The organism is Mycobacterium sp. MUNTM1 (assembly GCF_054660795.1).
Genome location: NZ_BAAGDE010000005.1, coordinates 81,378 through 93,411, shown reverse-complemented (window position 1 = coordinate 93,411; position 12,034 = coordinate 81,378). Strand labels below are relative to the sequence as shown.

The 12,034-nt window shown below is 66.4% G+C and carries 14 protein-coding genes; 2 read left to right on the top strand and 12 right to left on the bottom strand.

Annotation, left to right across the window (positions count from 1 at the left end):
• Positions 1–9 precede the first annotated feature (9 nt).
• Positions 10–1,293, bottom strand: a complete 1,284-nt coding sequence (gene eno, locus ACYQ8K_RS04595; RefSeq protein WP_459967210.1) for a phosphopyruvate hydratase — start codon at positions 1,291–1,293, stop codon at positions 10–12.
• Positions 1,294–1,457: 164 nt separating this feature from the next.
• Between eno and ACYQ8K_RS04590 the strand changes: the two genes are divergently transcribed.
• Positions 1,458–1,649, top strand: a complete 192-nt coding sequence (locus tag ACYQ8K_RS04590) for a ferredoxin (protein WP_064952222.1) — start codon at positions 1,458–1,460, stop codon at positions 1,647–1,649.
• A 13-nt stretch (positions 1,650–1,662) separates the two neighbouring features.
• Here the strand turns inward: ACYQ8K_RS04590 and ACYQ8K_RS04585 are convergent, their stop codons facing one another.
• The 10 genes from ACYQ8K_RS04585 to ACYQ8K_RS04540 all read right to left on the bottom strand — a co-directional run bounded on the left by ACYQ8K_RS04585 (position 1,663) and on the right by ACYQ8K_RS04540 (position 9,957).
• Entirely contained in the window at positions 1,663–2,214 is a 552-nt protein-coding gene (locus ACYQ8K_RS04585; RefSeq protein ID WP_459967208.1) for a carboxymuconolactone decarboxylase family protein, read from the bottom strand.
• Positions 2,214–3,059 (bottom strand): TauD/TfdA dioxygenase family protein, encoded by an 846-nt coding sequence (locus ACYQ8K_RS04580; protein ID WP_459967207.1) that lies wholly within the window; start codon positions 3,057–3,059, stop codon positions 2,214–2,216. Before ACYQ8K_RS04580 ends, ACYQ8K_RS04585 begins: the two co-directional genes overlap by 1 nt.
• A gap of 14 nt (positions 3,060–3,073) precedes the next feature.
• On the bottom strand, positions 3,074–3,412 hold the full coding sequence (locus tag ACYQ8K_RS04575; protein WP_459967206.1) for a hypothetical protein: 339 nt from the start codon (positions 3,410–3,412) through the stop codon (positions 3,074–3,076).
• Positions 3,409–4,671, bottom strand: a complete 1,263-nt coding sequence (locus tag ACYQ8K_RS04570; RefSeq protein ID WP_459967205.1) for an aromatic ring-hydroxylating oxygenase subunit alpha — start codon at positions 4,669–4,671, stop codon at positions 3,409–3,411. The genes ACYQ8K_RS04575 and ACYQ8K_RS04570 overlap by 4 nt, the downstream gene beginning before the upstream one ends.
• 13 nt (positions 4,672–4,684) lie before the next feature.
• Positions 4,685–5,428, bottom strand: coding sequence for an SDR family NAD(P)-dependent oxidoreductase (locus ACYQ8K_RS04565; RefSeq protein ID WP_459967204.1), 744 nt, complete (start codon positions 5,426–5,428; stop codon positions 4,685–4,687).
• Between the two features lie 32 nt (positions 5,429–5,460).
• Entirely contained in the window at positions 5,461–6,474 is a 1,014-nt protein-coding gene (locus ACYQ8K_RS04560; protein ID WP_459967297.1) for a 2Fe-2S iron-sulfur cluster-binding protein, read from the bottom strand.
• Between the two features lie 174 nt (positions 6,475–6,648).
• On the bottom strand, positions 6,649–7,101 hold the full coding sequence (locus ACYQ8K_RS04555; protein ID WP_459967202.1) for a MarR family winged helix-turn-helix transcriptional regulator: 453 nt from the start codon (positions 7,099–7,101) through the stop codon (positions 6,649–6,651).
• Between the two features lie 11 nt (positions 7,102–7,112).
• Positions 7,113–8,360, bottom strand: coding sequence for a metal-dependent hydrolase family protein (locus ACYQ8K_RS04550; protein WP_459967201.1), 1,248 nt, complete (start codon positions 8,358–8,360; stop codon positions 7,113–7,115).
• Entirely contained in the window at positions 8,357–8,692 is a 336-nt protein-coding gene (locus ACYQ8K_RS04545) for a hypothetical protein (protein ID WP_459967200.1), read from the bottom strand. Before ACYQ8K_RS04545 ends, ACYQ8K_RS04550 begins: the two co-directional genes overlap by 4 nt.
• A complete protein-coding gene (locus tag ACYQ8K_RS04540) occupies positions 8,689–9,957 on the bottom strand; it encodes an aromatic ring-hydroxylating oxygenase subunit alpha (protein WP_459967199.1) in 1,269 nt (422 codons plus the stop codon). The genes ACYQ8K_RS04545 and ACYQ8K_RS04540 overlap by 4 nt, the downstream gene beginning before the upstream one ends.
• A gap of 183 nt (positions 9,958–10,140) precedes the next feature.
• On the opposite strand from ACYQ8K_RS04540, the gene ACYQ8K_RS04535 reads away from it, so the two are divergent.
• On the top strand, positions 10,141–11,544 hold the full coding sequence (locus ACYQ8K_RS04535) for an aldehyde dehydrogenase (RefSeq protein ID WP_459967197.1): 1,404 nt from the start codon (positions 10,141–10,143) through the stop codon (positions 11,542–11,544).
• Positions 11,545–11,548: 4 nt separating this feature from the next.
• Here ACYQ8K_RS04535 and ACYQ8K_RS04530 read toward each other — a convergent pair whose 3' ends face one another.
• Positions 11,549–11,743 carry a long chain fatty acid-CoA synthetase Faa4p gene (locus ACYQ8K_RS04530; protein ID WP_459967296.1) on the bottom strand — a complete coding sequence of 65 codons (195 nt, stop codon included), beginning with the start codon at positions 11,741–11,743 and terminating at the stop codon, positions 11,549–11,551.
• Positions 11,744–12,034 lie beyond the last annotated feature (291 nt).

Sequence of the window (12,034 nt, the reverse complement as noted above, 5' to 3'; positions counted from 1 at the left end):
GAAACGCGCTCAGAACCGCGCCAGTGCGGCGACGTCGGCCAGCGCACAGTCCGGGATACCCTCGGCCGCGCGCAGCAGGAAGTTGAGTTTCGCGATGCGCTCTCCCGACCGCGGTGCGCCGTTCTTCTGAAACGGTGCACCCAGGCCCACCGCCAAGTCCATCACCACATCGTCGATCACGCCGCCCGAGCGGCCCGATGGGATCGCCAAAACGTCGTTGCGCGTGGCGTATTCGAAGCAGTCCAGGGCTTCGGCGATGGTTCCGACCTGGTTGGGCTTCAGAATGAAACCGTCCACGGCCGACGTCTCGACGGCCCGCTGCAAGCGGGCGCGGTTGGTGACGATCAGGTCGTCTCCGAGAATGATCGAACGGTCCACCGCCTGCACCGCTTTGGCGAACCCGGGCCAGTCATCGCCGTCCAGCAGGTCTTCGATGAACAGCATCGGGAACTGCTGCGACAGCCCCCGGGCATAGTCGATCAAAGCCTCCGCCGTCACCCGTTCGCCGTTGAAAGCGTATGTCGCAGAGTCGGTGTCGTACACCTCACTGGACGCGCAGTCCAGGGCGAACGCCATGATGTCGGCGCAGCCGGCGCGCTCGACGGCCTCGGCCAGCACCTCCAGGACGGCGTGCGGATCGCCGGAGGGCGCGATGTATCCATACGACGACGCGAGCATCGGTGTGCGGCCCAGCCGCTCGGTGAGCACCTCGCCGAGCGTCTCGAACAGGCTCACCCCGTGTTCGACCGCGGATTCGATCGAGTCCGCTCGATAGGGCACGACGAGGAACTCACTGAACGTCTGGCAGACATCGCCGTAGTGACCCCCGTTGATCATGTTGAAGCTGGGCACCGGGACGGTGGCCGGCGGCTCGAGCCCGAGCAGTGCGCCGATATAGCTGTAGGTGGGTGCGCCGGCCGCGGCGGCCGCCGCCCGCAGCAGCGCGATCGACGTGGAGTAGACCGCGTTGCCGCCGAGCCGCCGCTTGTCGGGCGTGCCGTCGAGATCGATCATCACCCGGTCCAGGGACCGCGGATCGTCGAGCTCCGCGCCGATGAGGGCAGGGGCGATTTCGTCGGTCACCGCGGCGATGGCGCGGTGCACGCTCAGCCCGTTGTAGTGGGTTCGGTCACCGTCGCGCAGCACGAACGCCTCATGTGAACCCACCGAGCTGCCCGTCGGTGAGGCGCCGCGGCCGACAACGCCGCTGTCGGTGGTGATTTCGACCTCGAGCAGGGGCCGGGCTTTGCAGTCCAGCAGTTGGCGTGCGATGACGGATGCGATCTTCATCATCGACCTCCCGGACCCAGGATTTCAGCGTAAGACCACGCCACTGAGAGGTCACTGAGAAGTCACCACCCGTCATTTCCCGCCCGGCCGCGCTAGGCTAGCGTTTACACAAGTAGTACTGTAAAAACTCCGAGTGTCGGACAGCGAGATCCCGAAGGAGGATCTTCATGCGGCCGGTTGTGAACCTTGATCGGTGCGAAGGCAATGCCTACTGCGTGAACATCGCGCCGAATGTTTTCCAGCTCGACGATGACGACTACGCGGTGGTCATCGCCGATCCGGTTCCCGTCGAGCAGGAGGCGCTGGTCGAGCAGGCCATCGCCGAGTGCCCGCGCGCCGCCCTGTCGCGCGAGGACTAAGGGCGCCACGGGTCTACTCGTGCTCTTCCTGGACGCCGAAAGTGTTGACGGCCAACGCCAGCAAGAGGTAGCCGCCGATGGTGAACATCAGATCCATGCACTGCTGCTGCGTGAACAGCCCGCCCAGTAAGTCCCAGGTCGGTTGGCCGATCGTGCTGTCAGCGGTCAGTTCATCGACGGCCCGGACCACGGCCTGATCGGTCCGGTCGGCGCAACGACCGGAGCGGATGTCGTCGATCTCGGATTCGGTCAGGCCGGCACGCAGGGCGATCGGAATATGGTGCGACCACAGGTAGCCGCAATTGCTGCGGTGCACCACCCGCAGCAACGCGACTTCGCGCACCCGGGGCGACAGCGTCGACCGCATGAGCAGGTAGGCGTTGAACGGTAGGTAGGCCGCGGTCAGGTCGGGGTGGCGGACCATGGTCGACAAAACATTGCCCGCGCCAATGGGATTCGCCCGCTCGGCCGGGATCAGCGATGCCAGCGCCGCACGGGAGGTCTCGTCCCACTCGTCGGCGGGCAACGGGGCCAGGCGCAACGGGTGCCGGTCGGGCGTGGGCATCACTGGATCGGCTCGTCGCCGAGCACCGTGGTGCGCAGCATTTCGCGTTGTGAATCGGGGTCGTACGGTGCCGCGCGGTGCAGCACCCCGCGGTTGTCCCAGATGACGGTGTCGCCGACCGACCAGTTGTGGCTGTAGACCCTGTCGGGCACCGTCGCGCGCTCAAGGAGGCTGTCGAGCAGGGCGCGTCCCTCGTCGGGATCCATGCCGACCACGTAATCCGCGGAGGCACCCAGCACCAGCGACTTGCGGCCGCTGCGGTGTGTCCACACCAGCGGGTGCTCGTGGGTGCGACGAGATCGCCAGCGCTGCACCAGGTCCGGTGACGGGTCGGGGTAGACGCGGCGCTGGGAGGCCTCCAGCGAGTGCACTACCCGCACGGTGCCGAACCGCTCCTTCTCCTCGTCGCTCAGGGCGTCGTAGGCGGCGTACGAGTTGGCGAATTCGGTTTCGCCGCCCCATTCGGAGACCTGCACCGCCGACAAGACGGTGGCCTTCTGCGGGCATTCGTCGCCCAGCGGTGTGCAGCCGTCGATGTGCCAGTCGAAGGTGGCCTTGAGGTAGGCTGCCGACGCGTTCTTCGACTTGTCCAGCGTGATCGGGTAGATGCCTGCCACCGGGTGGTGGCCGTCGGACGAGTGGTCGATCTCGCCGAGGCGGCGGCAGAAGTCGACCTGGGCCGCCGGGTCGAGCCGCAGGCCGCGAAAGACCAGAACTCCGTTGTCTTCCAACGCATCCAGCACCGCCTCACCGACCGAGTCGTCGCTTGCCAGTGCGGCCGGCTCCAGACCCGCGACTTCGGCCCCGACGGAGTCGGTGAGTTTGGTGATGGTGAGCAGACTCATGGTCGCTCCTTTCGTCAGGGCACCGGTCCGCCGGTGCGGATCATGACCGCGTCGGCGGCGTCGACCGGGGCGGGTTGGTGCATGATCTCCACCGCCATGGCGACCATGATCAGCGAATAGATCAGGTGCAGCAGGTTCAGTGCATCGTCGGGCACGTTGTCGAGGGGAAACTTGTCGCAGTAGTCGATCGCCTCTTCGAGGCGGGGGAAGAACGCGTCGTAAAAGGCGCGCAGCTCCGGCATCGACGCGTTCACCCGGGCGTTCCAGCGCTCGGTTTCCGTTGCCAAGCACCAGGTTTGGGCGTACTCCTCCAGCTCGGCGAACGCGCTGGGCAGCATTGGAGGCATCCTCACACCCCCACCGAATCGCGCTCGCGGCGATAGGCTTCGACCCAGTCCACGGCAACCTTGTGCAGATGGCGCACCAGGATCTCCTGGTCGTTGAGGGGGAACTCGTCGACGATGCCGTACTCCAGCGCCGCCTGCGTCCCGCCGAGCATCCCGGCGTCTTGCAGCGCAAACTCTTTCAGCACCACCGAGGCGACTTCGTGCTCGATACGCTCCCGCACGGTGCGCGCCGGATGGAAGTAGGTATACGCCTCGAACCGGTGCGTGTTGTGCGAGGTCGGCCAGTACCGGTACAGCAGGTACCAGCCGCCATAGATCAGGATCTCGATGTTGGGGAAGATCTGGAAGTTGCTGATGCCCCAGGGCTCGATGCCGCCCGGGTTGAGGCCTGCCGGCAGTTCGCCGATGTCGGGGGTTCGCCACGGTCCCACCAGCCCGCTGCGGGTGGCCCGCTCGATCGGATACATGTATTCCGGTGGCAGCAGCCAGCGGCGCCGCCCGGCCGTGGAGACCAGCCGGTGCGGGCCGTCGAGTTGGAAATGCCCGCAGGTGAATCCGGCGTTGGGGTCGCGCACCTCGGCAGGCACTTGCTGTGAGTGCAGCGAGGGCACGTGGTAGTACTCCTGGAAGGCGTCGGCGAAGATCTTCCAGTTGCTGTTGTTGTGGGCCACCCACTCGTAGCGTTCGGTCAGCTTGCCGAACGGATAGTCGTCGAGCCCGGTGATCATCGGGCCGAGGAATTCACGCAGGCCCTGGCGCGGTTCGGTGTCGAAGTTGATGAAGACGAAGCCGTTCCACACGTCGCAGTGCACCGAACGCAACCCGTACCGCGCGAGATCGAGGTCGAAGAACTCCGACTCCTGCTGGACGAATTTCAGCGCCCCCTGCAGGTCGTAGCGCCAGCCGTGGTACTTGCAGGTGAACTGCCGGCACGTCCCGCGGGTCTCCTCGCCGGGAAAGTCGTTCCACACCAGCTTGTTTCCGCGGTGACGGCACACGTTGTAGAACGCGCGGATCTGCTCGTCCCTGCCCTTGACCAGGATCACCGAGACGCCGACGACCTCGATCTCCTTGGTCAGGTAGCTGCCTACGCGCGGTAGCTCCTCCACGCGGGCGACGTTCAGCCACGCCCGTTTGAAGATCGCCTCCCGCTCGAGTTCGTAGAACTCCCGCGACGTCGAGTCCTTGAAAGACACTGGGCCGGTGCCTAATTCGGGATAGTGCTCGGTCCAGGAGCCCTCCGGGGGCCTGCCCGCTCTGGTCATCGAATCCTCACAATCACATCACCGCTCCGCCGTTGACGCCCAACACCTGGCCGGTGATGTACCTGGCTTCTTCCGAACATAAAAACCCCACGGCCGCGGCGATGTCGGCCCCGGTGCCGAGGTAGCCCAACGGGATATTGCTGGCGATCTGCTCGTTGGACGGCAGATACCCGGCGGCCTGGCCCTGGTGCTGCATCGGTGTCTCGATGCCCGAGGGCGGAATGTTGTTCACCGTGATCCCGTGCGGCGCATACTCCCGGGCCAGTGACTTGGTCAAGGTGATGACACCGCCTTTGGACGCCGCGTAGTGCGCGGCGAACGGCGAGCCGCGCTGGGCGCTCGACGACGAGATCATCACGATCCTCCCCCAATTCGCCTCCACCATGTCCGGCAGCGCGACCTGACAGCAGTGAAAGGTGCCGGTGAGATTGACGTCGATGATCCGCGACCAGGTTTCGGCGCTGATCTCCAGGAACGGCGAAAAGTCGAACATGCCGGCGCTGGTCACCAGGACCGTCACCGGGCCCAGCTCGCTGCGCACCTTCGCGAAGGCCTGCTCCACGGCGGACCGATCGGTGACGTCAGCGCCCGCACCGAGCGCGGTCACGCCGTTGGCGCGCAGGTCGTCGGTGACACGTTGCGCGGCATGCTCATTGACGTCGAGGACCGCGACTTTGAGCCCGCGCCGGCCCAATTCATGGCAGGTCGCCTCGCCCATGCCCGAGGCGCCACCGGTCACCACCGCCACCCTGCTCATCGAGTCCGCTCCACGATCGACCGCCTTTTCGCTCACTCGTAGACCACCCGCACCGTGGGACTGGTGGGCAGGGCCTGACACGTCAGCACCCAGCCCTCCTCGACCTCATCCGGCTCGAGCGCGTCGTTGTTGATCATCCGGGCACTGCCCTGCGTCAGGCGCGCCATACACGTTCCGCACGAACCGATCTCACACGAGGACGGGGCCCGCAAACCGGCCATCCGGGCCGTCTGCAGCAGCGTGTTGCCCGGATCGTAGGACACGGTGGTCATGCCGCCGTCCAGCACGATGGTGACCTCGTCGGTCACCACCTCGCCCACCGGCGGCGCCGCCGCCGCGATGTCGTTCACGTCGAAGTGCTCCACGTGCATGCGATCGGCCGGCATGCCCGACGCGGACAAAGCGGTTCGCACGGTCTCCATGAATTCGTTGGGGCCGCAGAGGTACACGTCGGCGTCGCCGGCGTCGCGGACGAACGCCTCGATGTCCGCCGGGGCGGCGAAGCCACTGTGGTCATCGAGATGGTGGTGCAGCACGAAGCGGTCGGCGTGCCGCGCGTTGAGCGTGGCCAACGCCTCGTCGAAGATCACCGCGTCACGGCTTCGGTTGGCGTAGAACAGTCGCGCTTTGCGGTTGCCGGACGCCAGCGCGGTGCGCAGCAGCGAAAAGACCGGCGTGATACCGCTTCCGCCGGCGAAGGCGATCAGCTCCCGATCGGTGTCGTGCAGCACGAAGCGGCCCTGCGGCGGCAGGGCGGGCAGCTGGTCGCCGGGCGCGGCCCTGTCGTTGAGCCAATTCGACACCAGACCGTCGCGGTCGCGTTTGACGGTGATCTGCAGGTCCTCACCCAGAGCGGGTGAGGACGACATCGAGTAGCACCGCCGGTGCTCGCTGCCGTCGACGCTGACCAGCAGCGTCAGGAACTGTCCGGCTTGGTAACCAAACTGTTGCACGCTGCCCGGCGGGACATCGAGAACGATCGACACGGCGTCGCGGGTTTCGGGAATCACGCGCTTGACCCGCAGTGGCACAAAGCCATCCGGCAGGGCAGCGACGTCGACACCGCCCGCAGCGGCCTCGGCGACCACCGCCGAACCGATGTCCGCAGTCACGTGCTCGTCACCCATCCCGGCCAGAGTATCAACTACTTGTGATTAGTCTCAAGTACTAGATACTGGTGCCGCGCGACGACGCCCAAGCTCACCCCGCCGTGGGCGACGTCAGCCGTCGACGTGATCGTTGAACAGCTCATGCCCAGTACCCTTTTCGACCACACGGCCCAGCAATTCCCGCAGGGTGCGTTGCTCTTGCTCGTTCAGCACACCGAACACCTCCTGGTGAGCGGCGATCGCATCGTTGACGACCGTTTCGGCGACCTTGCGGCCCTCACCGGTCAGGTAGGCGCGCAGGATGCGGGCGTGCTGGGGGTCCTGCTTTCTTTCCACCAGGCCGCGGCGTTGCAGCGCGGTGAGCGCGAGCTGGACGCCCTGCGGGCTGATCAGCAGGCGCCGCGCCAATTCGGCGCCCGACAAGCCGGGTTCGTTGGCCAATTGGCGCAGCACGCCGATCTGGGCGGTGCTCACCCCGTGTTCGCGCATCGCCTCGTTGATGGTGGTCAGCGAGTAGTAGAAGGCCTGCTTGAGCAGCCACAGGATGTTGTCGGTGAGTTCCATGCCCGCCTCCATCACGCCGCGGGGGCTTTGTAGATCTGCCCGTTCTTCATGACAAAGCGAACGTCGAGGGTTGCGGCGATGTCGTCGAATGGATCTCCGGGAACGGCGATGATGTCGGCCAGGTAGCCGGGCGCCAGCCTGCCCAACTCATCGTCCGCCTCGATCAGCTCGGCGGCCACCACGGTGGCCGCGCGGATGGCTTGTGCGGGAGTCATGCCCCGTTCCACCAGCGCGCCGAGTTCCTTGGCGTTTTGGCCGTGCGGGATGGCCGGCGCATCGGTGCCACACGCGATGCGCACGCCGGCCTCAATCGCCTTGGGCAGCATCGACTTTGCCCGCGGGAACACCTCGAGCGCCTTCTTGCGCAGCTCCGGTGCGATGCGGTCGATGGCCATGGCGTCGGTCAGATACGTAGTCGAGACCAGGAATGTGCCGTGGTCGACCATCATCTGAATCGTCTCGTCGCTGGCCAGGAAGCCGTGTTCGATGCAGTCGATCCCGGCGCGAATGCACGCCTGTATCGCGCTGTCCCCCACGGCGTGTGCGGCGACCCGGACCCCGGCCCGGTGGGCCTCGTCGGCGATCGCGGCGAACTCGGCGTCGGAGTACTGCTGCGCGCCGGGCGCGGTGCTGTGTGACATCACGCCGCCCGACGCGGAGACCTTGATCAGCTTGGCGCCGTGCCGGATCTGGTAACGCACGCAGGCGATCACGTCGGGCACACCGTTGGCGATGCCCTCGGCCACCGACAGCGGCATGATCCCGGGCGCCAACCGCTGGAACACCGTTGGGTCCAGATGCCCGCCGTACGGGGTGACGGCGTGGCCGGCGGGATACACCCGCGGCCCGATGTGCCAGCCCTGGTCGATGGCGCGCTGCAGTGCCACGTCGAGCAGGTATCCCCCGGTTTTGACCATCAGCCCGAGATTGCGCACCGTGGTGAACCCGGCCTCCAGCGTCGTGCGCGCATTGACCGCGCCGCGCAGCGTGCGATACGCGGGGTCGTCCTGCACGCCGTGCATGGGCGCCGGTAGACCCTCGGGGCCGCCGGGGCCGCCGATGAGCAGGTTGAGTTCCATGTCCATCAGGCCCGGGAGCAGCGTCACGTCGCCGAGGTCGATGATGCTCGCCGAATCCGGCAGTGGCTCTTGGGGATTGACCGCGGTGATGCGTTCGCCGTCGACCACCACTACCGCCGGTGTGTGGATCTGGCCGGTCACGACGTCGGCCCATCGGGCCGCCCGCAACACGTAGGTCATGGAACCGGCTCGGACACGCAGTCCAATGTCGACGCCCCCGAATCGGGAACGCGGGGCTGTTTCCAGCACTCCACCGGGAACGACACCATGATCATGGAATACAGCAGGTGCATCAGGTTCTGGACGTCGTCGGGCAGGTCGTCGAGAGAGAACTTGTCGCAGAACGCCAGCGCCTCTTCGGCCCGCGGGGTGATCGCGTCGTAAAAGGCCTTCATTTCCGTCATCGAGCTGGCGAGTCTCTTGGCGTAGCGTTCCGGTTCGCTGGGCAGACACCAGTCGGAGAACCGTTCGAGGTCGGCGAACTCGGCGGGCAGCATCGGCATCGTATTCACACTCCTGCCGTCGAGGTGCGGCGATAGTCGTCGATCCAGGCCGCGGTCTCCTTGTGCAGGTGACGGATCAAAACCTCCTGATCGCAGAGCAAGAAGTCGTCGATCACCTGGGATTCGAGCATCGTCTGGGTCGCCTCCAGCGTGTTGGCGTCCTGCAAGCCGTATTCCTTGAACGACACCGCCGCCAGTTCCTGGGCCACCCGCTCGCGCGGGGTGCGCGGCGCCGGGAAGTACAGCGTGCCTTCGAACAGGTGGCTGTTGTAGGACGTCGGCCAGTAGTGGTAGGTCAAATACCAACCCTGGCCCCAGAACAGGATGACGAAGTTGGGGAACAGCTGGAACGAATCCAGGCCCCACGGATCGCATTTCGCGGGATTGAGCCCGGCGGGCATCGGCCCCAGATCCGGCTTGTCCCAGGGGCCGAAGAGCCCACTCTGGCAGATGTCCTCCATCGGCTTACGCATCTCGTCCGCCATTTCCCAGGCCCGCACCCCGGAGGTGCTGACCAGCCGGTGCGGCCCGTCCAGCCGGTAGTGCGGGGCTTCAAAACCCGCCTCGGCGGCCGCCTTTGAGTACGCGGTCGGCGACTGGTTCGCATGCAGCACGGGCGCGTGATAGAACTCCTGGAACGCGTCCATGTAGAGCTTCCAGTTCGCCTTGACCTCCGAGCGGTAGTACCAGCGCGATGTCATCTTGTCGAAGGGGTAACCCTCCAGCCCGGTGATCATGGGCCCCAAGAACTCTCGCAGCGACTGTTCGGGCTTCTTGGCGAAGTTGACGAAGATGAAGCCCTCCCACACGTCGCAGTGCACCGGCACCAGGCCGTAGCGACTCTTGTCGAGGTTGAAGAACTCCTCCTCCTGCTGCACGAAGGTGAGGTTGCCGTCCAGGTCGTAGCGCCAGGCGTGGTATTTGCAGGTGAACTGGCGGCACACCCCGCGCGTCTCTTCCTGCGGCATGTCGTTCCACACCAGCTTGTTGCCGCGGTGCCGGCACACGTTGTGGTAGGCCTTGATATCACCAGATGTCGTGCGCACCAGAATGATTGAGGTGTTAACGACCTTCAGCTCACGGGTGAGGTAACTGCCCTTGCGTGGAAGTTGTTCAACGCGACCGACATTGAGCCAGGCCCGCTGGAAGATGGCCTTGCGTTCCAGCTCGTAGATCTCGGGGCTGATGGAGTCCTGGTACGACACCGGGCCGGTGCCCAATTCGGGATAGTGCTCGGTCCAGCTGCCCTCCGGCGGTTTGGGGAATCGAGCCATGTTCGCTCCTTATGCAGTCCAACGTGGGAAACCCTGCGTGCCCAGCCGCTCACTTCTGCACTGCCCGCGCGAAACAACCACCTGCGCACCGGTTTCACCGATCCCTGAGAGCTCCGTCACGGCCGACGGTATATCCTCGACCCATCAATAGCAAGTAGTTGATACTGACCCCGGGAGGCGTGGATGGATCACCAGGTCGTGCAAGTCATCTCACCACATACCGAGGAACCCATCGCAGAGGTCAACGCGGCCGGACCCGACGACGTCGACGCCGCGGTCGCCGCCGCACGCGCGGCCTTGACCTCGGCGCCCTGGGCGCACAGCGAGCCGTCGGAGCGGATCGCGGCCGTCCGGCGCCTGGCCGACATCTACGATCGGCGCCGCCCCGAGATGGCCGGCATCATCACCGCCGAGATCGGCGCCCCAACCAGCTTCGCGCAGCGCGCGCAGGTCGGCCTGCCCGCATTCATGATCCGCGCGTTCTGCGACCTGGCCGAGCGCCACCAGTGGCAGGAGACCAGGCCCGGGTTCTTCGGCAGCGACGTCCTGGTCCGCAAAGAGCCCGTCGGCGTCGTCGCGGCGGTCGTGCCCTGGAACATGCCCCAGTTCCTCATCGTCACCAAGCTGGTGCCGGCGCTGCTGGCCGGCTGTACCGTCGTGCTCAAGCCTGCACCCGAAAGCCCTTTGGATGCACTGCTTTTGGGTGAGATGCTCGACCAGGCCGGCCTGCCACCCGGCGTGGTCAGCGTGCTCCCGGGCGACGCCGCGCTCGGCGCCTACCTCGTCGCCCACCGGGGGATCGACAAGGTGTCCTTCACCGGCTCCACCAATGCAGGCCGCGCCGTCGCCGCGGCCTGCGCCGCCAACCTCACCAAGGTCAGCCTCGAACTCGGCGGCAAGTCGGCGGCGCTGGTTCTCGACGACGCGGCGCCGGACAAGGTCGCCGCCGGGGTGCGATCGGCCAGCCTGTCCAACAGCGGGCAGATCTGCAACGCGCTGACGCGCGTGCTGGTGCCCCAAGCGCGCCACGACGAATACGTCGATGCGCTCGCCGTCGAGATGAGCGGCCTTCGCGTCGGCGACCCCAGCGACCCCGGGACCCAGCTCGGTCCCCTGGTGTCTCGGCGCCAGCAACAGCGGGTGCGCGACTACATCCGGGTCGGCCAGGACGAGGGGGCGCGACTGGTCATCGGCGGCGCCGACATGCCCGACGGGCTCGACCGCGGCTGGTACGTCCAACCCACCCTCTTCGCGGCCGCCGACAACGGCATGCGCATCGCGCGCGAAGAGATCTTCGGCCCCGTCATCACGGTCATCCCCTACCGCGACGAGGAGCAGGCAGTCGAGATCGCCAACGATTCCGACTACGGCCTGGCCGGATCGGTCTGGGGCCACGACACCGACCGGGCCCTGGCATTGGCCACCCGGATCCACACCGGCACCCTCGGCATCAATCAGGGCTACACGATGGATCCGTTTGCGCCCTTCGGCGGCGTCAAGGCGAGCGGTTACGGTCGGGAGCTCGGGCCCGAAGGGCTCGACGGCTACCTCGAGACGAAATCGATCGCGATCGCGCCGGGCGGCTAGGTAACTAGTTGGTCTCGCTGGCGACGTAGACGGCGACGTACCCGATCGGGATGCCCGTCCAGGTCGCGATGCATTCGCGTGCCGCCAGCTCCACCGTGGCCCGGCTGCCGGCGCGGGTGGCCCTGCCGATCTCGGGGATCCGGATCATCCATCCGTCGGCGTCGCGGCTGATTTCGACATCGAAGCACTGGCCGACCATCGGACACTTCACGCGGGGAGCGACCCGCTGACGGCGGGCGCTGCGCAACGATTGGCGGCGCAGCAGAGTGGGCTGAACAGACATGGCTGCTTTCCTGAGTCGCGAACGAACCGCGGGCAAGAGTAATCCGCATCGGGGCGAAAACCTAATCGGCGGTCTCAGCCGGATAACGGCGGATCGTCGCCCTCCGGGGGTGGCGCCTCGCTACCCGCCGCAGGGCTCTACTGCCTTGTCGCGCCGCACCGTTCGGCGCCGCGAAGGCGTGGAGGCGGCCGGGTCGATCGTGAACGG

Excerpts from the sequence above, each read along its gene's own strand:
- ACYQ8K_RS04590 (WP_064952222.1), top strand. The coding sequence starts at position 1,458 with ATGCGGCCGGTTGTGAACCTTGATCGGTGCGAAGGCAATGCCTACTGC.
- ACYQ8K_RS04540 (WP_459967199.1), bottom strand. The coding sequence starts at position 9,957 with ATGGCTCGATTCCCCAAACCGCCGGAGGGCAGCTGGACCGAGCACTAT.
- ACYQ8K_RS04580 (WP_459967207.1), bottom strand. The coding sequence starts at position 3,059 with ATGAGTCTGCTCACCATCACCAAACTCACCGACTCCGTCGGGGCCGAA.
- ACYQ8K_RS04555 (WP_459967202.1), bottom strand. The coding sequence starts at position 7,101 with ATGGAACTCACCGACAACATCCTGTGGCTGCTCAAGCAGGCCTTCTAC.
- ACYQ8K_RS04585 (WP_459967208.1), bottom strand. The coding sequence starts at position 2,214 with ATGCCCACGCCCGACCGGCACCCGTTGCGCCTGGCCCCGTTGCCCGCC.
- ACYQ8K_RS04550 (WP_459967201.1), bottom strand. The coding sequence starts at position 8,360 with ATGACCTACGTGTTGCGGGCGGCCCGATGGGCCGACGTCGTGACCGGC.
- ACYQ8K_RS04565 (WP_459967204.1), bottom strand. The coding sequence starts at position 5,428 with ATGAGCAGGGTGGCGGTGGTGACCGGTGGCGCCTCGGGCATGGGCGAG.
- eno (WP_459967210.1), bottom strand. The coding sequence starts at position 1,293 with ATGATGAAGATCGCATCCGTCATCGCACGCCAACTGCTGGACTGCAAA.
- ACYQ8K_RS04570 (WP_459967205.1), bottom strand. The coding sequence starts at position 4,671 with ATGACCAGAGCGGGCAGGCCCCCGGAGGGCTCCTGGACCGAGCACTAT.
- ACYQ8K_RS04530 (WP_459967296.1), bottom strand. The coding sequence starts at position 11,743 with ATGGTCGGCCAGTGCTTCGATGTCGAAATCAGCCGCGACGCCGACGGA.
- ACYQ8K_RS04535 (WP_459967197.1), top strand. The coding sequence starts at position 10,141 with ATGGATCACCAGGTCGTGCAAGTCATCTCACCACATACCGAGGAACCC.